We start from the raw sequence: 22,283 nt of genomic DNA on the forward strand, positions 1-22,283 counted from the left end.
CGGGCTCAGTCCTGAGCGAGGCGGTCGGGGCGCGGCTTGCGCATGGCCGCACGGGCCGAGCGCTGCAGCGCGCTGCCGCGGCCGGAGAGGGAGGGGTTGGTCATGAAATACTCATGCGCCGAGACCGGCTGGGCACCGCGCGTCAGGCGGCGCCAGGTGCCATCGGTGTTCAGCTCCCAGCTCTGGGCGGTGTCCTTCAGGTTCACCACCATGATCTGGTCGAGGATCTGGGCATGCACGGTGGCATTCTCGACCGGCACCATGGTTTCGACCCGCCAGTCCATGTTGCGCGCCATCCAATCCGCCGAGGAGATGAAGACGCACGCCCGCCGCGAGGGCAGCCTGTGGCCGTTGCCGAAGACATAGATGCGGGAATGCTCGAGGAAGCGGCCGACGATGGACTTCACCCGGATGTTCTCCGAAAGGCCGGGAACGCCAGGGCGGAGGCAACAGATGCCGCGCACCACGCAATCGATCTTCACGCCGGCGCGAGCGGCCGCATAAAGCGCGTCGATCAGCTGCTCGTCGACCAGGCTGTTCATCTTCAGCCAGATGCCGGCGGGCTTGCCTTCCTCGGCGAAGCGCCGCTCCTGCTCGATCAGGCCGAGGAGGGTCGGGCGGATGGTCAGCGGGGCGAAGGCGAGGCCCTCCATCCGCTCCGGCCGCGCATAGCCGGTCATGTAATTGAAGAGACGCGCGGCATCGCCGGTCAGCCCGGGGTCGGCGGTGAAGAAGGAGAGGTCGGTGTAGATGCGCGCCGTGATCGGGTGGTAGTTGCCGGTGCCGAAATGCGCGTAGCTCCGCAGCGCCCCCGCTTCCCGCCGCACCACCAGCGACATCTTGGCGTGGGTCTTCAGCTCGACGAAGCCGAAGACGACCTGCACGCCGGCCGCCTCCAGCTCCCGCGCCAGGGCGATGTTCCGCTCCTCGTCGAAGCGGGCCTTGATCTCGACGATGCCGGTGACGTTCTTGCCCGCCTCCGCCGCCTCGATCAGCGCGCGGGCGATCGGGCTGTCGCGGCTGGTGCGGTAGAGCGTCTGCTTGATGGCGACGACATTCGGGTCCCGCGCCGCCTGGCGGAGGAACTGCACCACCACGTCGAAGCTCTCATAGGGGTGGTGAACGACGATGTCCTTGGCGCGGATGGCGGCGAAGCAATCGCCGCCGTAATCGAGGATCCGCTCCGGGAAGCGCGGCGTGTAGGGGGTGAACAGCAGGTCCGGCCGGTCATCCACGATGAGCTGGCGGAGGTCGTCGAGGCCGAGCAGCCCGTCGACGACGAAGACGCCGCTGCGCTCGGCATCCAGCTCCTCGATGACGAAATCGACGATGTCGGAGGGTGTCGCGGCGGTCACGCTGAGGCGGATGGCGCGGCCGCGGCGGCGGCGCTTCAGCGCGGTCTCGTAGGAGCGGACGAGGTCCTCCGCCTCCTCCTCGAATTCAACGTCGGTGTCGCGGATGAGGCGGAACAGCCCGTGCTCGGCCGGGATGAAGCCGGGGAAGACACGGCGCAGGCTGAGCTCGATCAGGTCCTCGAGCAGCAGGAAGCGGATGGCCGTCTCGCCCTCGGCGCGTGGCAGGCGGATGAAGCGCTCGATCTGCGAGGGCAGCGGCAGCAGGGCGCGCATGGTGCCGCCATCCTCCTCCCGCACCAGCTTCAGGACCATGCATGCGGCGAGGTTCTGGATGAAGGGGAAGGGATGCGCCGGATCGACCGCGAGCGGGGTCAGCACCGGGAAGACGCGTTCCATGAACCAGCCGTCGAGCCAGGCGCGGTCGGCCTCGCTCAGTTCCTCGACACGGCAGACGATGATGCCAGCCTCGCGGATCAGGCCGCGCAGGTCCCGCCAGGCATCCTGCTGCGCCTCGATCAGCACCTGGGCACGGTCATGAATGGCGGCGAGCTGCTGCGGCGGGGTACGGCCATCGGGCGAGCGGCTGGTGATGCCGGCCCGCTCCTGCCCGATCAGGCCGGCGACGCGGACGGAGTAGAATTCGTCGAGATTGGCGGCCGATATGGCGACGAAGCGCAGCCGCTCCAGCAGCGGGTGGTGCTCGTTGCCGGCTTCCTCCAACACGCGCGTGTTGAAGTCGAGCCAGGATAATTCGCGGTTGATGAACCGCTCCGGCCCCTGCGGGCCGGAGGCGGGCGCTGGCTCGGGCGCGGGCGGGGTGCGGGTTTCGGCGAGGCTCATCCCGCCACCCTACAGCAGGGTCGGGGTGGGCGGGCAGCCGGTCTCGGCCAATGCCATGGATTCGTCATCCGCACCGAATCCCGGCAGCTCGGCCAGGGTTGCGCGCGCGAGCGCCCGGGTGACGCGGCCACCGCAGGCGAGCGCGGCACGGTCGAGCCGGGCGGCGGCCTCGGCGACGGCAGCGGCCTCGCGCGGCAGGCGGGCGAGCAGCCAGGCCTGCACCCCATCCTCGACCCGGAGCTGGCGGCGGGCGAAGTCGCGCCGCAGCAGGGCGGCGAGCAGCCCGTCGCCCGGCGGGCGGATGCCGACCGCCGGCATGGCCCGCAGCCGGCTCCGCAGGTCGGGCAGCGCCACCGGCCAGCGCGCCGGCGGGGCGCGGCCGGCGAGCAGGACGAGCTGCCCACGCTCGGCGCAGAGATTCAGCAGGTGCAGCAGCGCCGCCTCCTCGGCCATGCAGTCGGCATCGTCGAGGGCGAGGCCAAGCGCGGCGGGCACCTCGGGCAGCCCGCGCAGCGCGGGGCCCGTCAGCACCGGCCAGCCGCGCCGGGCTGCGAGGCCACGGAGCAGCAGCGACTTGCCGGTGGCCGGCGGGCCATGCAGGGCGAGCCGCCCCTGCGGCCAGGCTTCCGGCCGCGCAAGCCAGGCCAGCGCCTCGGCATTGCTCTCATCGGCGAGGACGGGCTCGGGGTCGAAGCAGGCAAAGGCGGGCAGCGGCAGGGCGAGCTGCCGCGGTAGCGTTGCGGTGTCCAGCATCAGCCGGTCCGGGGCGGGTCGAGATAGAGCGGGCTCTCCAGGTAGCGCCGCAGCCAGTAGCGGGCGATGACGCCGATCACCGCGGCCAGCGGCACCGCCAGCAGCACGCCGAGGAAGCCGAAGGCGACGCCGCCCGCGAAGAGGGCGAAGATGACCCAGACCGCATGCAGCTCGACCCGGTCGCCGAGCAGCCAGGGATAGATCATGTAGCCCTCGACCACCTGGCCGGCGACGAAGACGGCGAGCACCACCAGCACGCCATTCCAGGTGCCGAACTGGGCGAGCGCCAGCGCCAGCGCGGTGATGAGGCCGGTGATGGAGCCGATATAGGGGATGAAGGAGAGGATGCCCGACATCAGCCCGACCGTCAGGCCGAGTTCCAGCCCGACCATGGAGAGCGCCGCCGCATAGTAGACGGCAAGCAGCGCGCAGCAGAGGAGCTGGCCGCGCAGCCAGGCGGAGAGCAGGCGGTCCGTGTCGCGCGCCAGCTGGCGGAGGGTGGAGGCGGAGCGGCGCGGCAGCCAGGCATCCATGCGGCGGATGATCCGCGGCCAGTCGCGCAGCAGGTAGAAGGCAACGACCGGCGTCACGGTCACCAGGGTGAAGACGCTGAAGAGCGCGATGCCGCCGGTAATCATCCGGGCCAGCGAGGTGCCGAGATAGGAGATGATGGCGCCCGCCTGCCCCACCGCCAGCTCCTGCAGGCGCTGGTCGAAGACCTCCGGGCCGAGGCGCTCGGACAGCGCGGTCAGCGCATCCCGCACCGCCTGGCCGATGCCGAGCACATAGGCTGGCAGCCGCTGCACGAGGATCGTCACCTGGGCGACCAGCAGCGGATAGAGCAGCAGCAGGCAGAGCAGGGCGAGCGCCACCAGCGCCAGGATCATCAGCAGCGCCGAGACGCCGCGGGGGATGCCGATGCGGGTCAGCCGCGTCGCCGGCGGGTCCAGGAAATAGGCGATGACGGCGGCCAGCACGAAGGGGGTGAGGATCGGCGAGAAAAGCCAGAAGGCGAGGAACAACCCACCGCCCAGGCCGAGCATCAGGGCGACGCGCTGGGCGCGGGTGGCGACCGGTGGCGCCATCCGCCGGCGCACGGGCGCAGGCGGCGCGGCCGGGGACGGCGGCGGCACCAGATTCATCGCCGTGCCCCTGGATGATGCGTCCAATGCAGCGTCGAGATCACATAGGCGATGCCGGAGGCCAGAGTAGTGACCGCAACCGCCCAGATCATCGCCTCGATCAGCCCCGCGGCGGACAAGCCGAAGCCGGCGACCAGCAAGGCGAGGGCGGCAAGGGCGATCTGCAGGCAGGTGTTCAGCTTCGAGACCAGCAACGGACGGATTCGCGGCGGCTGCCCGAGCACCCAGAGCACCAGCACCCCGCCGACGATCAGCAGGTCGCGGAACACGACCAGGATGGCGAGCCAGTCCGGCAACTCGCCGATGCCAGCCAATGTCACATAGACCGACACCAGCAGCGCCTTGTCCGCCACCGGGTCGAGCAGGGCGCCGAGGGCGCTGCGGGCATTGAGCACGCGGGCGAGCCAGCCATCAATCCCATCGGAGATCCCGGCGCCGACGAAGACATAGAAGGCAATGTCGAGCCGGTGATGCAGGATCAGCCAGATGGTCGCCGGCACGGCGCAGAGCCGGGCCAGGGTGATGAGGTTCGGCAGGGTGATGAGCACATGCGGCGGCGCGGCCGGCTGGGCCTCCGGCGGGGCCTCCTTCTGCCCGGTCCGGCGCGTCTCAGCTTCCGGCAAGGCCCAGCCGCCAGGAGGGGCCAGCAGGCTCCAGCGCAATGCCGATGGCAGCGAGCAGCGCCGCCGCCTCGGGCGCCGGGGCGCGCAGGCCAAGCCGCAGCCGCGCGGCATCGACCGCGATGCCCTGGATATCGACCGAGGCGACCGGAGGTGCCCCACGCAGCCGCCGCTGGAGTTCGAGCCATTCGCCCATGGAGCGATAGATGGCGACCGCCTCGACCCAATTCGAGGCCGGAGCGCTGGCCGCGACCGGCGGCGGCGCGGCGCCCGGGACGGTGACATTGCCGCCAAGCGCCGAGCGCACCCGGTTTGGGTCGAAGACCACGGTGATGCGGCCGGTGTAGCGCGTCGGGGCCGTCCGCTCCTGCTCGATGACGATGGAGCGGACCATGTCCTCGAGCCGTTGGTCGGAGAGGTTCACCGGCGGCAGGCCGGCCTCGGAGAGGGCACGCTCCCAGGCGGTGCGGCGGCCGGCCGCCAGCGCCCGCTCCCGCGCCAGGACGCCGTTCTCGGCCGAGGCCTCGGCCGGGATGCCGCGCTGGGTGAGGTTCAGCGCCTGGGCCTCGGCGCCCGGGGTGGCGATGGGGGGCGGCAGTGCGGCGACCTGCGCCACGGCCGGCGTGGCCAGGGGAAAGGCCGCGGACAGCAGCAGCACCCCGCCTGTGATGCCGCGGACGACGCCCGATCTGCTGCCCAGCATTGCGCTTTCTCCTGCCATGCGGCCCGGCACAGGGGACGCGCCGCCCAAGGCGCGCTAGAAAGCCGCCGACTCCCCTTAGCCGATCGGAGGCCGACCTGACCAGTTCCCCGCGAAACAGCCTGACCTACCGTGATGCCGGGGTGGATATCGATGCCGGCGACGCGCTGGTCGAGGCGATCAAGCCGCTGGCGAAATCCACCAGCCGCTCCGGCACCATGGGCGGGCTCGGCGGCTTCGGCGCGCTGTTCGACCTGAAGGCGGCCGGCTTCACCGACCCGGTGCTGGTGAGCTCGACCGATGGCGTCGGCACCAAGCTGCGCGTGGCGCTCGATGCCGGGCTGCATGGGACGGTCGGCATCGACCTCGTCGCCATGTGTGTGAACGACCTGGTGGTGCAGGGCGCCGAGCCGTTGTTCTTCCTCGACTATTTCGCTACGGGCAAGCTGCGGCTGGACCAGGCGCGGGCCGTGATCTCCGGTATCGCCGAGGGTTGCCGGCAGGCCGGCTGCGCCCTGGTCGGCGGCGAGACGGCGGAGATGCCGGGGATGTATGCCGACGAGGATTACGACCTGGCAGGCTTCTCGGTCGGCGCGGCGGAGCGCGGGGCGCTGCTGCCGAAGCCGGATGTCGGGCCCGGCGACGTGCTGCTCGGGCTGGCCAGCACCGGGGTGCATTCCAACGGATTCTCGCTGGTGCGGCGGGTGGTGGAGGCAGGCGGACTCGGCCTAGGCGCCCCCTCCCCCTTCGGCGGCGGGACGCTGGGCGAGGCGCTGCTGGCGCCGACCCGCATCTATGTGAAGTCGCTGCTGACCCTGCATCGGGCAGGGCTCCTGAAGGCGGCGGCGCATATCACCGGCGGCGGCCTGCCGGGCAACCTGCCACGGGTCCTGCCGGACGGCGTCGCGGCGGAGGTGGATGCCGGGTCCTGGTCGGTACCGGCGGTCTTCGGCTGGCTGGCGCGGACCGGGAACGTGGCGCCGGAGGAGATGCTGCGGGTCTTCAATTGCGGGATCGGCATGGTGGTGGTGGTCGCGGCCGGGGCGGCGACGGAGGCGACCGCGCTGCTGGAGGGTGCGGGCGAGACCGTCTTCCGCATCGGCACGCTGGAGGCCGGCAGCGGCGAGGCGCGGGTGCGGATCGACAACCTGCCGGAGAGCTGGCCACGGTGAGGATGCGCACCGCTATCCTGATCTCCGGCCGCGGCTCCAACATGGTGGCGCTGCTGGAGGCGGCGCGGGTGCCGGATTTTCCGGCCGAGATCGCCCTCGTTCTCTCCAACAAGGCGGATGCGGGCGGGCTGGCGCTCGCCGCGGCCGCCGGGGTGCCGACGGCGGTGGTGGAAAGCCGGCCCTTCGGCCGCGACCGGGCGGCGCATGAGGCGGCGGTGCAGGCGGTGCTGGAGGCGCATGGCATCGGCCTCGTCTGCCTCGCCGGCTATATGCGGCTGCTGACCCCCTTCCTGATCGGGCGCTGGGCGGGGCGGATGCTGAACATCCATCCGAGCCTGCTGCCGGCCTTTCCCGGGCTCGACACCCATGCGCGGGCCCTTGCCGCCGGCGTCAGGCTGCATGGGTGCACGGTGCATCTGGTGACCGAGGAGATGGATGCCGGGCCGATCCTGGCCCAGGCAGCCGTGCCCGTGCTGCCGGACGATACGGAGGAGGTCCTCGCCGCCCGGGTGCTGGCGCAGGAGCACCGGGTCTACCCGGCCGCGCTCCGGGCGGCGGCCGGCGGCGGGCTGGCGCACCCGCCGGCCTCGGCGGTACTCGCCAACCCCTTGCCGAGCCCGCTGGCCCTTTCTACACCCCATTCCGAGAGTGCATGAGGACCGGACCGTGGCCGAACATCAGCAGAATTATGAATTCGGGGGCGTCGACGACAAGGCCCTGCTCGCCGACCGGCAGCGGGGCTGGGACGGCTTTGTCCAGTTCAGCACCTGGGGCATCGTGATCACGGTGCTGCTGCTGCTGGCGCTGCTGCTCTTCGTGGCCTGAGCCCAACGCCTGGACCCAACGGCGCTTCGCGTCGCCTGGGGGGTAACGGGGGCCGGCCCGGAGGCCGGCCCGGCCTGCCTCAGGCGACGATCTCGGTGCCGGCGAAGAAGAAGGCGATCTCCGTCGCCGCGTTCTCGGCGCTGTCCGAGCCATGGACGCTGTTCGCCTCGATGCTCTCGGCGAATTCCTTGCGGATGGTGCCCGGCGCCGCATTGGCGGGGTTGGTGGCACCCATGATCTCGCGGTTCCTGGCCACCGCGTTCTCGCCCTCGAGCACCTGCACCACCACCGGGCCGCTGATCATGAAGCTGACCAGGTCCTTGTAGAAGGGCCGCTCCTTATGGACGGCGTAGAAGGCGCCGGCCTGGGCCTCGCTGAGCTGCAGCCGCTTCTGGCCGACGATGCGGAGGCCGGCCTCCTCGAATTTGGCGTTGATCTTGCCGGTCAGGTTCCGGCGGGTGGCATCCGGCTTGATAATGGAGAGCGTGCGTTCAACGGCCATGGTGGCATCCCTTCGTGACGGTGGCGGCGGGATAGGCGGGCCCAGGGCGGGATGCAAGAGGCGGGATGCAGGCCCAACCCGGGCCCTCCCGCCGCGTTGCCCCCTCAGGACGAGGAGCACCGCCACATGGCCCAGGACGACGCACCGCCGAAACCCCGTATCCCCCGCCCGCCCAGCCAGGCCGATATCGACCTGGTCAGCAGCCAGCAGGGCATGGTCTCCGACGAATGGGCCGAGGCACCCGCGCCGAAGCCCCCTTCCCCGCCCGAGGCGGAAACCGAGGGGCAGCCCAGCTAGAACGGTATGCTGCGATGCGTGACGGAGGGGCGTGGCAGCGGTAGAAGGCGCGCATGACCGTGCTCGCCATCCGCGACCTCACCCTCCGCATCGCCGGCCGCGCCCTGCTGGAAAGCGCCGACCTCGCCGTCGACCCTGGCCGCAAGGTCGGGCTTGTCGGCCGCAACGGCGCTGGCAAGTCGACGCTGCTGAAGGCGATCACCGGCGAGATCCAGCCGGATGGCGGGGAGATCCGCCTGGCCCAGCGGGCCCGGCTCGGCCATGTGGCGCAGGAGGCACCGGGCGGGCCGGAGAGCCTGCTGGAGACGGTGCTGGCCGCCGATACCGAGCGGGCCGAGCTGCTGGCCGAGGCCGAGGGCCACCCCGAGCCGCACCGGATGGCCGAAATCCATGAGCGGCTGATCGCCATCCAGGCGGACAGCGCACCGTCGCGGGCCGCGACCGTCCTCGCCGGCCTCGGCTTCGATGCCGCGGCCCAGGCGCGGCCGAGCACCGAATTCTCCGGCGGTTGGCGGATGCGCGTGGCGCTGGCCCGCGTGCTGTTCCTCGAGCCCGAGCTGTTGCTGCTCGACGAGCCGACCAACCATCTCGACCTCGAGGCGACGATGTGGCTGGAGGGCTGGCTGCAGCGCTTCTCCGGCGCCGCCATCATCGTCAGCCATGACCGCGGGCTGCTCGAGCGCTGCGTCGATGCCATCGCCCATCTCGACCGGGGCAAGCTCACGCTCTATCCGGGCGCCTTCGACAATTTCGTACGCGTCCGGACCGAGCGCCAGGCCCAGCAGGCGGCGCAGAATGAGAAGCTGGCCGCCGAGCGCGCCCATATCCAGAGCTTCGTCGACCGCTTCCGCGCCAAGGCGAGCAAGGCGCGCCAGGCGCAGTCGCGCATCAAGGCCTTGGAGCGGATGCCGGCGATCGAGAGCGTGGTCGAGGACCATGTGACCCGCTTCGCCTTCCCCGAGCCCGCGGAGCTGGCACCACCGGTGCTCTCCATCACCGGCGGCAGCATCGGCTATGACGGGCGCGTGGTGCTGAAGGGGCTCGACCTGCGGCTGGACCAGGACGACCGCATCGCGCTCCTCGGCGCCAATGGCAACGGCAAGTCGACACTCGCAAAACTCTTCGCCGGTCGGCTGCCGCTGATGACCGGGCGTGAATTCCGCTCGCCCAAGCTGAAGATCGGCTATTTCGCCCAGCACCAGACCGATGAGCTCGACATGCAGGGCACGCCGCTCTCCCACATGCAGGCGGCGATGCCGCGGGCGACAGTGACGCAGTGCCGCTCCCAGCTCGCCCGGTTCGGCCTCGATGTGGAGCGGGCGACGACCAGGATCTCGGCCTGCTCCGGCGGCGAGAAGGCGCGGTTGCTGCTGGCGCTCTGCACGCGCGAGGCGCCGCAGCTGCTGATCCTCGACGAGCCCACCAACCATCTCGACATCGATGCGCGCGATGCGCTGGTGAAGGCGCTGGCCGATTACAACGGCGCCGTCATCCTCATCAGCCATGACCCGCATCTGGTGGAGCTGGTGGCAGACCGGCTCTGGCTGGTCGGCGACGGCAAGGTATCGTCCTTCGACGGCGATCTCGACGACTACCGGGCCATGCTCGGCGGCGGGCGGCGGGCAGCACGCAGCGAGCCGGCCGGCGCGCCGCGCCAGTCGGAGCGCCGTGGCCGGGCGGAGAACCGCACCGCCCTCGCCCCCCTGCGCGACCGGCTGAAGCAGATCGAGGCGCAGATCGCCAAGCTGCAGGATGAGGCGGCGGTGATCGACAAGGCGCTGGCCGATCCCCGCCTCTATGCCAACAACAGGTCCGACCTGATCAACCGTGCCACGACGCGCCGCGCGGTGATCAACAAGATCCTGCCCGGTCTCGAGACGGAGTGGCTGGAGCTGCAGGAGAAACTGGAGGCGGCTTAACTTCCGCGGGGCGCTGTCCGCCCCCCTCTACAGCCGCTCCACCGCCGTCAGCAGGCAGCCCGGCCGCGCGGTATGGATGTTGATGAAGCGCGCACGCGGATCGGCCAGGGCCCGTTCCAGCAGGGGCGCGACCTCGCTGCCGGCGCTGATCGCCCCGAGATCGTAGAGGCACATCTCCTCGGCGTCATAGGCGCGGATGGAGACGATGCCATTCGCCAGGACAATGGGCGCGATGGCATCCTCGGCGGCGAAGCGGGCACAGTCGCGGGCGTGCAGGAAGATCGGGCTCGGCGTCCAGTAGACGCCCTGCGGATGCGACAGGGCATAGCTGCCGAGCAGCATCTCCTCCCCCGCCTCACCGAACCGCAGGCAATAGCGACAGGGGAAGCCCGGCCCATCGACGATGCGGCGATGCAGCGGCAGGCTGCGGTCGTCACGGCCGGTCGCACGCCAGCGCGAGGCGGTCTCGGCCGGGATGGGCGTGCAGCGGAAGCGTGCCATGGCTTGGGTTCTCCTGCCGCACAGCCTCGCCGCGGGCGCGTCTGCGCGCCCCCCGCCGGTTGCTGCGGCATGACACAAGCCCTCGGCGCCGCACCCTTGGGGGGCTGGCGCCATGCATCGGGCACCTTCCCCGTCGCATCAGCGGTAGATGGCAATCTCCGGCGCGGCGCCGAGGCGCAGGAGGCCGCGATACATGCCGGAGGTGCCGAAGGCGATGCCGGGCCGGCCCTCCGCATCCACCGCGATAAGCCCGCCGCTGCCGCCGCTTGCCGGCACCAGGACCTCCGCCACCTCGGCCGCCGCCTGCTGCACCGGAAGGCCGCCATGCCGCATCAGCGCCGAGAGCTCATGCGCCGCGGCGCAGCGGATGAAGGCCTCGCCGATACCCGTGCAACTCACCGCGACGGTGCCATCGGCCCAGGTGCCGGCGCCGATCAAAGGGCTGTCGCCCACGCGGCCGGCACGCTTGTTCGTCATCCCGCCGGTGGAGGTTGCGGCCGCGAGCCGGCCGGCCGCATCGCGCGCGACGGCGCCGACCGTGCCCATGCGCGCCGGCAGGTCATGGTCGAGGGCGATGCGCCGTGCGGCCAGCGCGGCCTGCAATTGCTGCCAGCGATGCTCGGTGCGGAAATACTCGGGCGCTGCCAGCTCCAGCCCCTCGGCGGCGGCGAAATCATCGGCGGCGGGGCCGATCAGCAAAACATGCGGCGTGCGCTCCATCACCGCCCGGGCGGCACGGACCGGGTTGCGGATGCGCTGCACGCCGGCGACGGCGCCAGCCATGCGGGCCATGCCGTCCATCACCGCGGCATCCATCTCGATCGAACCGGCGGCGTTGAATGTGGCGCCACGGCCGGCATTGAAGAGCGGGCAGTCTTCGAGGACACGCACCGCCTGCTCGACGGCATCGAGGGCGCTACCGCCGGATGAAAGCACCGCCTCGCCGGCCGCAAGGGCCTCCGTGAGCGCGGCCCGGTGTTCCGCCTCGCGCGCCTCGGACATCTCCTCCCGCCGGATCGTCCCGGCACCGCCATGGATCAGCAGCGTCGCATTCATGCGCCGGCCCCCGCGACAACGGCGGCCTGGGTCGGGTCCCAGAACCAGGGTGGGTCCGGCAGCACATGCACCCCGGCCTGGAAGCGCGGCGGTGGCCGATGTCGATCGGTACCGGCGAGCACGGCGCTGCCGCGGGGCGTCAGGCGCAGCGGCCCCTCGCGCATTACCAACCGGTTCGGCCCCTGGCGCAGCCGGCCGACCGTCTCCCGCAGGATTAGGTCGGTGACATGGAAGACCGGGTCGGCCGGGTGGATGGCGTCGAACAGCGCGGCCTCGTCGCCCACCCCGTCGGCGATGGCCTGCAGCACGCGGCGCTCGGTCTCACCGAGGCCATCGGTGGTCCAGGGCAGGTCACGCAGATGCCGGCGGAGCGCGGCGGCAAGGAAGGGCAGCGCCAGAGCGCGCCGGCTCAGCGCATCGAGGCCGCGCGGATCGGGTGAGGCGAAAGCGGCCCAGGCCTCGGCCGCCTGCTCGATCTGCAAATCGGAGAGCGGCGCAGGCTGCAGCGCGGCCAGTTCAGCATCGCTGAGTGCCGGAAAGACGCGTCGCCCATCCGCCGGCACGAGCATCAGCCGGCCACGCAGCAGGCGCTTCTCCGCCAGCAGCGACAGGATGCGCATGAGCGCCGCCTGGTCCCAGAGATCGTGCTCGAACCAGAGCCACACCGCCTCGCGCCGGTGCAGGCCGTTCAGCGCGGCGTATTCCCGGCCGAGGCGCTGGCGCACCGCCGCCGCATCCTGGCCCGTGTGCAGCGCCACGTAGCGCGCCCGCATCCCAAGCCAGGTCATCAGGTCGCCATCATCCTGCGCCGGGCCGACGCAGACCGGATCGGCGAAACAGGCATATTCCCCCGCGATGCCGGCCCCCTGCAGGCGGCCACGGAGATCGTCGCCGCAGCGCAGATGCAGCAGCGGCGTCACCGACGGCTGGCCCCCTCGGTTGCCGGGCCCGGCTTTTCTGTCGTCCAGCGCGGCATGCCGGCCATGGCCATCCTCCGCTCCCCCATGCCGGCTTGCGGGGCCGGTCTTGCCGAAGCATGCGACGGAAAGGCGAGGACGCGCCACCCCCAATCCGGCACGAGCGACAGCGCCAGCGGCGTCGCGCAAGCGTGTCATTGAAGCTATCGCAGCGGCTGCGAAGCGCGTCCCGGGCTCGCGCAAAAGCTGGGAGGGGCTGGGTCATGGCGCTCATCAGGGGAGGTTCCGGCGTGGACAGCCTGCCAGGCACGGCGGGGATGGATATCGTCCTCGCCGGCGCCGGCAACGACCGGATCGAAGGTCGGGAGGGCGTCGATCTGTTCCGCTTCGGCGTCGGCCTCAGCGGCTACCTCTACCCGCATCTCTGCCAGGCCCCGGCTCCCTTCCTGGGTAACGCGGCCTTACCGGAGGCTTCACCCTGCGGCAGGGCCGCTCGGCGAGATCGAGCTCGCCGGCACCTACCAGCTGACTGCCGCGGATTTCATCCTGGCCTGAGGTTCAATCCATCCGGAGGCCAAGCTTGCGGATGACGGCGCTCTCTTCGGCGTAGAGCTTCTGGGCGAAGGCTGCGTAGTCTTCGCTGTTCATGTAGCGCAGCGGCATGTCGAAGCGGTCGAGTGTCTCGACATGCTTGGGGTCGAACAGCGCCTCCTTGAAGGCGTCGTGCAGGACGCGCACCACGCCGGGGTCCATCCCCTTCGGCCCGCCGATGCCGAAGGGGCTGTCGGCGACGATATCGATGCCGACCTCGCGCAGCGTCGGCACATTGGGAAAGCGCTTGGCACGCTCCGCCGTCCAGACCACCAGCAGCCGCAGCTTGCCCTCCTGCACCAGCGGCGCCCAGCCGGTGCTGTCGGTATTCGCCATGGTCTGGCCGGAAAGCACGGCCTGGGTGTTGTCGGCGCCACCGCGGAAGGGCACGTGCAGCCATTCGATGCCGAGCATCTCGCCGATGCGCTCCATCGTGATGTGCAGCGTGCTGCCGACGCCGGGCGTGCCATAGGTGACCTTGCCAGGGTTGGCCTTGGCATAGGCGACGAACTCGCCCCATGTCTGCCAGGGCTGGTCGGCGCGGACAACGACGCCGAAGACATAGCCGGTCAGGTGCAGGATCCAGCTGAAATCCTTCATCGGGTCGAAGGTCGCCCGGCGGGACATGGCCGGCAGGCGGAAGATGGTGATCGGCATCTGCCCGACCATGTGACCATCGCCCTTCGCCTCCTGCGACATGGCCAGCGCGCCGAGCGTGCCCGAGGCGCCGGGCTTGTTCTCGACGATGACGGGCTGGCCGAGCTTCTGGCTGGCCAGGTCGCTGAGCACGCGCAGATGCACATCGGAGGAGCCGCCGGGCAACCAGGGCACCAGCATGCGGATGGGCCGGTTGGGGAAGCCGGTCTGGGCGATGGCCGGGGCGGCCAGCGAGGGAAGCCCGGCGGAGAGCCCGGTCACAAGGGCGGCACGGCGGCTCAGGCGGATGGTCATGCTTGGACAACTCCCGTCAACGGCCTCTCCACGGGCCGCTTCACGGGTGCATGGTCGGGCCTGGCCGCCCGGGGTGCAAGCCGCCCTTCGCGGCTCAGTCGGCCTCGACCTGCAAGCCTTCCTTCTTCAGCACGGTGCCCCACTTCTCGATCTCGGCCTGCACGAAGGCGCCATACTCCGCCGGGGGGCGGTAATCCGGGACGCCGCCCAGGGCCGCGAAGCGCGTCCGCGTCTCGGGGCCGTCGAGCAGCACCTTCATCTCGGCATTCAGGGATTGCACCACGGCTGCGGGCGTGCCGGCCGGGAGGAAGGCGCCGAACCAAGTGTTGACGTCGTAGCCCGCCAGCTCCGGCATGGTCTCGCGGAGGGCGGGCAGTTCCGCCAGCTGGCTGTTGCGGTCGGCGCTGGTCACCGCCAGGGCACGGACCTTGCCGGAGCGGATATGCTCGACCATCGTCGGCAGGTTGTCGAACATGTACTGCACGTCGTTGGCGATGAGCGAGACCTGCGCCGGCGAGGAGCCGCGGAAATGCGCGGCGGTGCCCGGGAGGCCGATCAGCTGGTGGAACAGCACGCCGGAGATGTGCACCGACTGGCCGAGGCCCGACGTGCCGTAGCTCAGCCGGTCCGGATTCTTGCGCAGATAGGCGACGAATTCCGGCACGCTCCGCACCGGCACTGCGGGATTCACCACGAGGACGTTCGGGCCCCGGAGCATGCCGGAGATGGGGATCAGGTCGCCCGGCTGGTACTGCATGCCGCGGATCAGCGAGTAGGCGATGGCCTGCGGGCCGATATTGCCGAGCAGGATGGTATGTCCATCCGGCCGCGACCGCACGACCTCGAGCGTGCCAACCGTGCCGCCGCCGCCCGAGCGGTTGTCGACGACGATGTTCTGGCCCCAGCGGGATTGCAGATGGCTGGCGAGGAAGCGGGCCATCAGGTCGGTCGTGCCGCCCGGCGCGCCGGGAACGACGATGCGCACCGTCTGGCTGGGCCGCCAGCCCTCCTGCGCCACGGCCCGGCGCGAGGCCGGCATGGCGGCGACAGACAGGGCGCCGGCGCGCAGCAACAGGCGGCGATTGAGGCTGGTCATGGACGGTTTCCCCGAATGGCGATGGACGCCTTGTTGGCTATGAGGCCCGCTCAGCGGGTGCCGCCGAGCAGGCCGAGCTGGCGGTCGACCATCTCGGGCGCGTGGCCCAGGTAGTTGGCCGGGTCGCAATGGGTGCGGACCGCCTCGATCCCGCCCAGCGCCTCTACGATGACGGGCACCCCAGCCAGCACATCGGCCAGCGGCCGCCGCTCCGTCGCGGCGATGCGGCAGGCGTCGTAGACAATGTCATGGGCGTGCTGGCGGCCGAGCTTTGGCGCCGCCGCCATCATCACCGCCTCGGCGACGATGAGGCCGCCGGTGATCTCGAGATTGGCCCGCATGCGCCCGGCATCGACGATGAGCCCGCTGAGCATGAAGCGCGCCTGGGCCAGCGCGCCGCCGGTCATGATAAAGCTCTCGGGGATCGCCACCCATTCGGCATGCCAGGGGCCGGTGGCGCGCTCGAAGTCGTGGATCATGCCGTCGAGCATGAGCGCCACATGCTGCCGCACCGCCTTCGCCGCCGCCAGCATCAGCTCGGAGGAGATCGGGTTGCGCTTCTGCGGCATGGTCGAGGAGGCGCCGCGCCCCTTCACGAAAGGCTCCGCAACCTCGGCGAATTCGGTCGCCATCATCAGCATGACGTCGGTGGCGATCTTGCCGAGGCTGCCGGTGACGAGGCCGAGGAAGGCGACGACCTCCGCCAGCCCGTCGCGGGCGACATGCCAGGTGGCGGAGGGCTGGCCGAGCCCCAGCACCTGGCAGAAGGCCGCCTGCACGCGGAGCCCGTCCGGCGCGAGGGAGGCGAGCGTGCCCGCGGCGCCGGCGAGCTGGCCCAGCAGCACGCGCGGCCGCATCTGGTCGAGGCGCTCGATATGCCGCTCGATCATCGAGAGCCAGACGGCGACCTTGTAGCCGAAGGTCACCGGCAGCGCCTGTTGCAGATGCGTCCGCCCCGCCATGGGCGTTGTGCGATGCCGCCCGGCGAGATCGGCGAGGATGTCGCGCAGCGCCAGCAGATCGGTCGAGACCAGGGCCAGCGCGTCGCGTATCTGCAGGATGGTGGCGCTGTCCATGATGTCCTGGGTCGTCGCGCCCCAGTGGACATAGCCGCCGGCAGGCCCGGCGGCCTCGGCCAACTGGTGCACGATGGGCAGGATCGGGTAGCCGACGATCTCGGTCTCGCGGCGCAGCCGGTCGAAATCGACCGTCATGGCACGCCCCGCCTCGGCGATGGCGGCGGCGGCCTCGGCGGGGATGACGCCGGTCTCCGCCTGGGCCCGGGCCAGCGCCAGCTCGACCTCGACATAGCGCCCGATCAGCGCCTCGTCGGCGAAGATGGCCCGCATCGCAGCGGTGCCGAACATGTCCCGGAAGATGAGGGATTCAGTGACTGTGCTCGGCATCGATCCTGGTCCCGCCCTGGCGAAGGCGCATCATCCGCCCCCTTAGGTACGGACTTAAAGCCAGACCCGGACTTCCTGTCAATGTTAGGTACGGACCTGTCGCCTATGACAACCATTGCCGTCCGACTAGGATAGCACGGACCATCAGGGGAGAGGGCGGGCATTGCCGACGCGTTGGTCCATCGTGGCGAAGTTGCTGACACAACGGATCGCCGAGGGTGCCTACCCGGTCGGGGCCGTGATGCCGAGCGAGGTGGAACTGGCCGGGCATTTCGGCGTGAGCCGCTCGACCGTCCGGGCAGCGCTCGATGCCCTGCAACGCGCGGGCATGATTTCGCGGCGGCGCAACGCCGGCACGCGCGTCGAATCGTCGCGTCCGCTGCGGGGGCCCGAGAGCTACAACCAGACCCTCGCCACGGTCGAGGATGTCGCCCAGTACGGTGCCGAGACCGAACGGCGGGTCCAGCAGGTCGACAGCGAGGTCGTGGACGACACGCTCGCCGCGCTGCTCGGCTGCCCGTCAGGCCAGACCTGGCTTCGGGTGTCTAGCCTGCGCTGCCCACGGGGCGAGGCGGCCACGCCGCTCTGCTGGACGGATGTCTATGTCGCGCCGACCTTCGCCCCCTTGGTGCGGGAGAAGATCGCGGACTATCCGGGCCTCGTCAGCACCCTGATCGAGGAATTCGCCGGCCACCGCACGGCCGAGATCCGGCAGAGGATCACCGCGATCGGCGTGCCGCGGCGGCTGGCGGCCGCGCTGCGCGCCAGGCCGGGGGCGAGCGCGCTCGAGATCACGCGGACCTATCTCGATGCCAAGGGAAAGCGCTTCCTGCTCAGCCGGAGCATCCACCCGGCCGACCGCTTCGTCTATGAAAGCCGGCTGCGACGGCAGCCGGCCTCGGGCGGCGTCTGACGGTCAGATCGCGCGGAAGAAGTACTCGCCGAGCGTCTTGAAGCCGAGGCGGAACAGCACGACGGTGTTCGCCGCGTAGAGGGACTGGGTCGTCGGGTCCTCGGCGAAGCGCTTGATGAAGCGCCCCTCGATGATGAAGCACTCATCCTCGTAGCCGGCCGAGCCCTGCACCAGCACGGCCCGGCCAAGGCCGAGATCGTACTTCCCGGTCGCCGAGACCCGCCAGTACTGCCCGATCCGGGCGCTGAAGCCGAGGCCCACCTCCTCGCGCGAGCGACTGGGCAACAGATAGGGCAGCGGCGGCGAGTAGAGGTAGCCGGCCGAGAGCGTCACCCGTCCGAGGCCGAGATTGGCGATGGTGTCGATCATGCGCCGGTCGGTGATGTTCTCGCCATCCAGGCGGATGCGGCCGACCGTGTCGAACCAGGTGGTGGGCGCGACGCGCAGCCGGGCGACATAATCCGAGGCGCGGCGGTCGAGGCCGGAGCCGGCATAGGGGCTCGAGATCTGGTCATCGAGCCGGAAGGAGCGGCCGATCAGCCCCTCCACCTGGCCGCCATTGGGGAAGTCCCAGGCGGCGCGGAGCGCGGCGTCGACGCGGGTGCCGCCTTCCTGGCGGTCCCGCCCGGTGTAGCGGTTGAGCGAGAAGAGGTTGGCATCGGTGAATTCGAAATCGATGCTGTCCTCGTTCGGCACCTTGTATTGCGGTCCGACCCGCGGGCCGGTGACGAACTGGACATGCGGCTCGATGGTCTGGCTGCCATAGCGGCCGGCCGAGCGGACGAAGGGCATCCGCCAGTCGATCGCGGCGCGGATGTTGCCGAGCGCCTGGCTGCCATTGGCCGCCGGCAGGAAGGTCGGCGGCTCCTGCAGCCCCTGGGCACGGTAGGCCAGCGCATCGCCCTGCACCTTGAACGTCCACAGCCCGCCGAAGCGGTCCGTCTCCGGCCGTTGCCAGGAGACGCGGCTCGACAGGCGCTGGGTCGAGCTGCCGATATCGCGGCTGATGCCGAGCAGCCCGGCATCCATGGTCAGGAAGCCGCCGAGATACTTGCCGCGAGGTGCATGCTCGACCACGGCATTCGGCAGTACGTAGGGGATCTGCCGCGTGTCGTCGATGCTGCGCAGGCCCTGATAGGCACGGCCATCGATCCGGGCATAGGTCTCGGTGCCCCACAGGCCCTCGACGAAGGCCTGGCTGGTCAGCACCCGGCGATATTCGTAGCGGAAAGTCCGGAGATACTGCTCGCTGCTGGCACGGTTCAGGTCGAAGCCGGCGCGCCAGTTCTCGTCGATGGTGAAGCGGCCTTTCAGAAAGATGTGGCCCGCCAGCTCCTCCTTTCCGCCGGTGTCGGTGCCGTTCAGCCCGCCGATCGAGGCGCTGCCGGTGATCTCGCCGAAATTGAACAGCTTGCGGTATTCGAGGCCGAGATTCGGATATTGCCGCGTCGAGAGGATGGGGATGACGGTGAGGTCCGAAGTGTCGTCGATCGCCCAGAAATAGGGGGTTTCGGCGAAGGCGCCGAGGAAGCGGGTATAGCCGAGGGTCGGGAAGAGGAAGCCCGAGGCACGCGGCGCACTCGGATCCGGATGCGAGAGATAGGGCGTGTAGAGCACCGGCCAGCCACCGAGGCGGACTGTCGCGTCGCGGTAGGTGATGCGCTGCTCGTTCTTGTCCTGGGTGGCGCGGCGCGCCTCCACCTGCCAGAGCGGCGGGGCGGTCGGGTCGTCGGCGCAGAGGTCGCAGGAGGAGTAGACGACGCGCGCCAGCTCGTTGATCGTCCCGCCGGTGCGGCGGGCGCCATTGGCCGCCATCCTCCCATTCGCCGCCAGCAGCGCGCGGACGCCTTCCAGCACGCCGTCGCGGAAGCGGTCCTTCAGCTCCGCCTCGTCGGCGAACAGAACCTGCCCGTCCGGCTCCAGCAGCTGGACATTGCCGCGCGCGGTGGCGACGCCGGTGTTGCGGTCATAGGTGAACTCGTCGGCGCGCAGCAGCCGCTCGCCCTGCCAGGCCTCGACCCGGCCGCGGGCGATGACCAGGCCCCGGCCGCGGTCGTACTCGACCTCCTCCGCCGTGAAGGTAACCGGCGCGTTGCGGTCGACCGGCGCGCTGCCGCCGGCAATGCCGCCGAAGGGCTGGACGGAGGGCGAGGCCGCTCCGATCGGCCGGCCTGCCCCCGGCATCGTCGGCGGCCGGGACGGGTTGACCTCCATCGGCGTCAGGCTCGGTTGCTCGAGCTGCGCCAGGGCCTGTCCGGCCGGCATCAGCGCAAGGGCCAGGGTGCCGCCGAGGACCAGGAGGCGGTTCCCGGCGGGGCGCAGCCAGGGGCGCACGGGGCGAGGGCTCATCCATCCTCCAGATGCAGCAGCAGGGCGAGCGCCAGCAGCAGCCCGGCCATGGTGGGCGCCCAGGCGGCCAGATAGACCGGCAGCGTCCCGGCTTCGCCGAATTCATTGGCGATCTTGTCGAGCACGAAGAGCATGAAGCCGGCCGCGACGCCGGCGCCGATCATCTGCGCCACGCCGCCACGGCGGGAGGACCGCATGGAGAAGCCGGCGGCGAGCAATGCCATGGCGGCCGCCAGCAGCGGCAGGGAGAGCAGGCTCTGCAGATGCAGCCGATGGCGCACCGCGGAGAAGCCGGCCGCCTCCAGCACGGCGATGAAGCCCGGCAGCGCCCAGACCGAGAGCGTATCCGGCGAGGCGAAGCTGTTCTCGATGCGGTCGGGCGTCAGCTCGGTCGGGAAGGCGAGGTCCCGCTTCGGGCCGGCATTGTGGTCGGCATTGAAGGCTATTGCATCCTCGAGCACCCAGCGGCCCGGCAGCAGCCGCGCCCGGGGCGCCTCGATGCGGGCGAGCGGCCGGTCACTGGCCGAAAGGCGCCAGAGGGAGACATCGGTCATGGCGAAGCCCCCCCCTGCCCTCGCCGCCTCGCGGTCGGAGAGCGGCCGGCCGGACAGGATGGCAACGCCCTGCTCCTCGAGCCCCCGATCGGCCTGGCGCAGCCAGAGCCGTCCTCCGGCCAGCGCGGTGATCCCCGCGCTGGCCCGGAGATAGGCGTAGTCCAGCCGTTCGGCCCGCGCCAGCAATACCGAGGAGAGCGGCGAGACGGCCGCAGTGCCGATCACCCCGAACAGCAGGGCCACCGTCACCGGACCGGACAGGAAGCCCCAGGCCGAGATGCCGGCGGCCCGCGCCACCACCAGCTCCGAGGAGCGGGTCAGCCGCCAGAAGGCCAGCAACCCGCCGAGCAGGATGGCGAAAGGCAGGATCTGCAGCGCCACGAAGGGCAGCCGCAGGCCGGCAATGGTCGCCACCAGGGTGAAGCCGGCATCCGGGCGGGTGGCGGCGCGGCGCAGCAGCTCGATGAAGTCGAAGAGGGAGACAAGAAGCGTCAGCCCGGCCAGCATGGCCAGCGTGGCGCCGAGGAAGCGCCGGGCGACGTAGCGGGTCATGGTCGCCGCGAAGATCATGGCGCGGCGGTCCGGGTGCGGCGGGTGAACCAGCCCTGGGGCCAGCCCGGGGCGCCGGAGAGGATCCAGGCCGCGACCAACCCCGGCAGCAGCGCATTCAGCCAGACCAGCGGGATGAGCCGTGGGCTCCGCGCCGCGAGATTGCCGACCGTCAGGCCGATCGCAAGCAGCACCACCACCACGGCGATGCCGGTGAAGAGGCGGAGGCTGCCGCCATGCCTGCGGAACTGCCCGGTCAGCGCCGTCGCCAGGGCGACCAGGGCGTAGCCGATCGCGCTCAGCGGCCGGGTGAGGCGCTGATGGGCCTCGGCGACGAAGCGCTTGAGGTCCCGGTCGGGGATGCGCTCGGCGGGGTCGGGATGCAGCAATTCCTGGAGGTTGCGCTCCTGCGCATTGCGGTAGCGGCTGTCGGCCTCACCCCGGCTGGCGCGGGCGAGGTCGATGCTGTTCTCGCTGAAGGACAGCACCGAGAGGCGGGATTGCGGCGCCGTCCCGGGCAGGGAGCCGGGCGGCGGCGAGACCTTCTCGACCTGCTGGCGCTGGCCGTTCTCGAGGGTGACGCGGGGACCGTTGGGACCGGACGCGATGCGGCCGGCCTCGGCCAGGATGGTGACGGGTGCGCCCGCCTCCCGCGCGTCATGCACCAGGATGCCGCGCAGCGTACCGTCCGGGTCGCGGTAGCGGGCATAGACGGTGAGATCGTCGCCCACCGAACTGAACACGCCCTCCTGCACCAGGATGGCTGCCAGCTCGTTGCGGATCTCGTATTGCCAGGCGCGGAAGGCCGCCTGGGTGGTAGGCACCACCCAGAGCTCCAGGATGTAGCAGGTCGCCATCGCCAGGGTGGCCAGGGCCAGGACGGGCCGGGCCAGCTGCCATTGCGACAGGCCGGCCGCCCGCATCACGACCAGCTCCCGGTCCGAGGCGAGCCGGACATAAACGAAGAGCGAGACCACGAAGGTGGTGATGGGCAGGATGACGGCGAAGAAGCTTGGCAGCAGCAGGCCGGTCAGCTCGATGAAGACGCTGAAGGAAAGGCCGCGGTCGAGCACCAGCTCGATGAAGCGCAGCGACTGGGTCAGCCAGACAAGCGCCGCCAGGCCGATGGTGACGGCGAGGAGCGCGACGGCCAGCTGGCGGAAGATATAATGGTCGAGGCGGCTCATTACGACTCAAGCGGGTGCGGGCGGGCACCCTAGACCAGGATCGCCCCGACTGTCGCCAGGGCGATCGTGGTGGCGATCGCGGCCCTGT

Annotated in this window: 22 protein-coding genes; 7 read left to right on the plus strand and 15 right to left on the minus strand. The window is 70.8% G+C overall.

Annotated elements, in window-relative coordinates; translation table 11 throughout:
- Window positions 1-5 precede the first annotated feature (5 nt).
- From BLR02_RS19070 to BLR02_RS30520, 5 genes are read right to left on the minus strand one after another with little or no spacing between them, the layout of a single operon-like run.
- Window positions 6-2,195 (minus strand): RNA degradosome polyphosphate kinase, encoded by a 2,190-nt coding sequence (locus BLR02_RS19070; protein ID WP_090664272.1) that lies wholly within the window; start codon window positions 2,193-2,195, stop codon window positions 6-8.
- A gap of 9 nt (window positions 2,196-2,204) precedes the next feature.
- The gene (locus BLR02_RS19075; protein WP_090568880.1) at window positions 2,205-2,948 is read right to left on the minus strand and encodes a P-loop NTPase family protein; all 744 of its coding nucleotides are present in this window, start codon (window positions 2,946-2,948) and stop codon (window positions 2,205-2,207) included.
- Window positions 2,948-4,090, minus strand: a complete 1,143-nt coding sequence (locus BLR02_RS19080; protein ID WP_245704854.1) for an AI-2E family transporter — start codon at window positions 4,088-4,090, stop codon at window positions 2,948-2,950. The genes BLR02_RS19075 and BLR02_RS19080 overlap by 1 nt, the downstream gene beginning before the upstream one ends.
- Window positions 4,087-4,713 carry a CDP-alcohol phosphatidyltransferase family protein gene (locus BLR02_RS19085; protein ID WP_245704855.1) on the minus strand — a complete coding sequence of 209 codons (627 nt, stop codon included), beginning with the start codon at window positions 4,711-4,713 and terminating at the stop codon, window positions 4,087-4,089. Before BLR02_RS19085 ends, BLR02_RS19080 begins: the two co-directional genes overlap by 4 nt.
- The gene (locus tag BLR02_RS30520) at window positions 4,700-5,413 is read right to left on the minus strand and encodes a hypothetical protein (RefSeq protein WP_090664273.1); all 714 of its coding nucleotides are present in this window, start codon (window positions 5,411-5,413) and stop codon (window positions 4,700-4,702) included. Before BLR02_RS30520 ends, BLR02_RS19085 begins: the two co-directional genes overlap by 14 nt.
- A gap of 95 nt (window positions 5,414-5,508) precedes the next feature.
- Here BLR02_RS30520 and purM point away from each other — a divergent pair, with 95 nt between their 5' ends.
- From purM to BLR02_RS28760, 3 genes are read left to right on the plus strand one after another with little or no spacing between them, the layout of a single operon-like run.
- Entirely contained in the window at window positions 5,509-6,582 is a 1,074-nt protein-coding gene (purM, locus tag BLR02_RS19095) for a phosphoribosylformylglycinamidine cyclo-ligase (RefSeq protein WP_090664315.1), read from the plus strand.
- 2 nt (window positions 6,583-6,584) lie between these two features.
- Window positions 6,585-7,238, plus strand: a complete 654-nt coding sequence (gene purN / locus BLR02_RS19100; RefSeq protein WP_090664274.1) for a phosphoribosylglycinamide formyltransferase — start codon at window positions 6,585-6,587, stop codon at window positions 7,236-7,238.
- Between the two features lie 10 nt (window positions 7,239-7,248).
- Window positions 7,249-7,407, plus strand: a complete 159-nt coding sequence (locus tag BLR02_RS28760; protein ID WP_143018193.1) for an aa3-type cytochrome c oxidase subunit IV — start codon at window positions 7,249-7,251, stop codon at window positions 7,405-7,407.
- Window positions 7,408-7,486: 79 nt separating this feature from the next.
- Here the strand turns inward: BLR02_RS28760 and ndk are convergent, their stop codons facing one another.
- Window positions 7,487-7,909, minus strand: coding sequence for a nucleoside-diphosphate kinase (gene ndk / locus BLR02_RS19105; protein ID WP_090664275.1), 423 nt, complete (start codon window positions 7,907-7,909; stop codon window positions 7,487-7,489).
- A 126-nt stretch (window positions 7,910-8,035) separates the two neighbouring features.
- Here ndk and BLR02_RS29610 point away from each other — a divergent pair, with 126 nt between their 5' ends.
- Window positions 8,036-8,206 (plus strand): hypothetical protein, encoded by a 171-nt coding sequence (locus BLR02_RS29610; RefSeq protein WP_176849679.1) that lies wholly within the window; start codon window positions 8,036-8,038, stop codon window positions 8,204-8,206.
- 53 nt (window positions 8,207-8,259) lie between these two features.
- Window positions 8,260-10,125 carry an ABC-F family ATP-binding cassette domain-containing protein gene (locus BLR02_RS19110; RefSeq protein ID WP_090568868.1) on the plus strand — a complete coding sequence of 622 codons (1,866 nt, stop codon included), beginning with the start codon at window positions 8,260-8,262 and terminating at the stop codon, window positions 10,123-10,125.
- Window positions 10,126-10,152: 27 nt separating this feature from the next.
- On the opposite strand, the gene BLR02_RS19115 is transcribed toward BLR02_RS19110, so the two are convergent.
- The 3 genes from BLR02_RS19115 to BLR02_RS19125 form a co-directional block, all read right to left on the minus strand.
- Window positions 10,153-10,626, minus strand: coding sequence for a DUF1203 domain-containing protein (locus BLR02_RS19115; RefSeq protein ID WP_090664276.1), 474 nt, complete (start codon window positions 10,624-10,626; stop codon window positions 10,153-10,155).
- A 138-nt stretch (window positions 10,627-10,764) separates the two neighbouring features.
- Window positions 10,765-11,682 (minus strand): isoaspartyl peptidase/L-asparaginase family protein, encoded by a 918-nt coding sequence (locus BLR02_RS19120; RefSeq protein ID WP_090664277.1) that lies wholly within the window; start codon window positions 11,680-11,682, stop codon window positions 10,765-10,767.
- Complete coding sequence (locus BLR02_RS19125; protein ID WP_090664278.1) at window positions 11,679-12,602, minus strand: DUF1835 domain-containing protein; 924 nt, start codon at window positions 12,600-12,602, stop codon at window positions 11,679-11,681. Before BLR02_RS19125 ends, BLR02_RS19120 begins: the two co-directional genes overlap by 4 nt.
- A gap of 314 nt (window positions 12,603-12,916) precedes the next feature.
- Between BLR02_RS19125 and BLR02_RS31080 the strand changes: the two genes are divergently transcribed.
- A complete protein-coding gene (locus BLR02_RS31080; protein ID WP_408735523.1) occupies window positions 12,917-13,189 on the plus strand; it encodes a hypothetical protein in 273 nt (90 codons plus the stop codon).
- Here the strand turns inward: BLR02_RS31080 and BLR02_RS19130 are convergent.
- The 3 genes from BLR02_RS19130 to BLR02_RS19140 form a co-directional block, all read right to left on the minus strand.
- The gene (locus tag BLR02_RS19130; protein ID WP_090568856.1) at window positions 13,158-14,141 is read right to left on the minus strand and encodes a Bug family tripartite tricarboxylate transporter substrate binding protein; all 984 of its coding nucleotides are present in this window, start codon (window positions 14,139-14,141) and stop codon (window positions 13,158-13,160) included. The genes BLR02_RS31080 and BLR02_RS19130 overlap by 32 nt on opposite strands.
- A gap of 94 nt (window positions 14,142-14,235) precedes the next feature.
- The gene (locus BLR02_RS19135) at window positions 14,236-15,237 is read right to left on the minus strand and encodes a Bug family tripartite tricarboxylate transporter substrate binding protein (RefSeq protein ID WP_245704856.1); all 1,002 of its coding nucleotides are present in this window, start codon (window positions 15,235-15,237) and stop codon (window positions 14,236-14,238) included.
- Between the two features lie 50 nt (window positions 15,238-15,287).
- Window positions 15,288-16,643, minus strand: a complete 1,356-nt coding sequence (locus BLR02_RS19140; RefSeq protein ID WP_090664279.1) for a class-II fumarase/aspartase family protein — start codon at window positions 16,641-16,643, stop codon at window positions 15,288-15,290.
- A 193-nt stretch (window positions 16,644-16,836) separates the two neighbouring features.
- Between BLR02_RS19140 and BLR02_RS19145 the strand changes: the two genes are divergently transcribed.
- Window positions 16,837-17,556, plus strand: a complete 720-nt coding sequence (locus BLR02_RS19145; RefSeq protein ID WP_218127995.1) for a GntR family transcriptional regulator — start codon at window positions 16,837-16,839, stop codon at window positions 17,554-17,556.
- A gap of 3 nt (window positions 17,557-17,559) precedes the next feature.
- Here BLR02_RS19145 and BLR02_RS19150 read toward each other — a convergent pair whose 3' ends face one another.
- Genes BLR02_RS19150 through lptF form a run of 3 tightly spaced genes read right to left on the minus strand, consistent with a single transcriptional unit; the run spans window position 17,560 to window position 22,195 of the window.
- Window positions 17,560-19,905 carry an LPS-assembly protein LptD gene (locus BLR02_RS19150; protein WP_245704857.1) on the minus strand — a complete coding sequence of 782 codons (2,346 nt, stop codon included), beginning with the start codon at window positions 19,903-19,905 and terminating at the stop codon, window positions 17,560-17,562.
- Window positions 19,902-21,029: an LPS export ABC transporter permease LptG gene (lptG, locus tag BLR02_RS19155; RefSeq protein WP_090664281.1), complete on the minus strand. Its 1,128-nt coding sequence runs from the start codon at window positions 21,027-21,029 to the stop codon at window positions 19,902-19,904. Before lptG ends, BLR02_RS19150 begins: the two co-directional genes overlap by 4 nt.
- Window positions 21,026-22,195 carry an LPS export ABC transporter permease LptF gene (gene lptF / locus BLR02_RS19160; protein WP_090664282.1) on the minus strand — a complete coding sequence of 390 codons (1,170 nt, stop codon included), beginning with the start codon at window positions 22,193-22,195 and terminating at the stop codon, window positions 21,026-21,028. Before lptF ends, lptG begins: the two co-directional genes overlap by 4 nt.
- Window positions 22,196-22,283: the final 88 nt, after the last annotated feature.

It is taken from the genome of Belnapia rosea (genome assembly GCF_900101615.1).
Lineage (GTDB): Bacteria > Pseudomonadota > Alphaproteobacteria > Acetobacterales > Acetobacteraceae > Belnapia > Belnapia rosea.

Coding starts and splice junctions, on each gene's coding strand:
- BLR02_RS19070 (WP_090664272.1), bottom strand. CDS start 2,195: ATGAGCCTCGCCGAAACCCGCACCCCGCCCGCGCCCGAGCCAGCGCCC.
- BLR02_RS19075 (WP_090568880.1), bottom strand. CDS start 2,948: ATGCTGGACACCGCAACGCTACCGCGGCAGCTCGCCCTGCCGCTGCCC.
- BLR02_RS19080 (WP_245704854.1), bottom strand. CDS start 4,090: ATGAATCTGGTGCCGCCGCCGTCCCCGGCCGCGCCGCCTGCGCCCGTG.
- BLR02_RS30520 (WP_090664273.1), bottom strand. CDS start 5,413: ATGCTGGGCAGCAGATCGGGCGTCGTCCGCGGCATCACAGGCGGGGTG.
- purN (WP_090664274.1), top strand. CDS start 6,585: ATGCGCACCGCTATCCTGATCTCCGGCCGCGGCTCCAACATGGTGGCG.
- ndk (WP_090664275.1), bottom strand. CDS start 7,909: ATGGCCGTTGAACGCACGCTCTCCATTATCAAGCCGGATGCCACCCGC.
- BLR02_RS29610 (WP_176849679.1), top strand. CDS start 8,036: ATGGCCCAGGACGACGCACCGCCGAAACCCCGTATCCCCCGCCCGCCC.
- BLR02_RS19110 (WP_090568868.1), top strand. CDS start 8,260: ATGACCGTGCTCGCCATCCGCGACCTCACCCTCCGCATCGCCGGCCGC.
- BLR02_RS19115 (WP_090664276.1), bottom strand. CDS start 10,626: ATGGCACGCTTCCGCTGCACGCCCATCCCGGCCGAGACCGCCTCGCGC.
- BLR02_RS19120 (WP_090664277.1), bottom strand. CDS start 11,682: ATGAATGCGACGCTGCTGATCCATGGCGGTGCCGGGACGATCCGGCGG.
- BLR02_RS31080 (WP_408735523.1), top strand. CDS start 12,917: ATGGATATCGTCCTCGCCGGCGCCGGCAACGACCGGATCGAAGGTCGG.
- BLR02_RS19130 (WP_090568856.1), bottom strand. CDS start 14,141: ATGACCATCCGCCTGAGCCGCCGTGCCGCCCTTGTGACCGGGCTCTCC.
- BLR02_RS19135 (WP_245704856.1), bottom strand. CDS start 15,237: ATGACCAGCCTCAATCGCCGCCTGTTGCTGCGCGCCGGCGCCCTGTCT.
- BLR02_RS19140 (WP_090664279.1), bottom strand. CDS start 16,643: ATGCCGAGCACAGTCACTGAATCCCTCATCTTCCGGGACATGTTCGGC.
- BLR02_RS19150 (WP_245704857.1), bottom strand. CDS start 19,905: ATGAGCCCTCGCCCCGTGCGCCCCTGGCTGCGCCCCGCCGGGAACCGC.
- lptG (WP_090664281.1), bottom strand. CDS start 21,029: ATGATCTTCGCGGCGACCATGACCCGCTACGTCGCCCGGCGCTTCCTC.
- lptF (WP_090664282.1), bottom strand. CDS start 22,195: ATGAGCCGCCTCGACCATTATATCTTCCGCCAGCTGGCCGTCGCGCTC.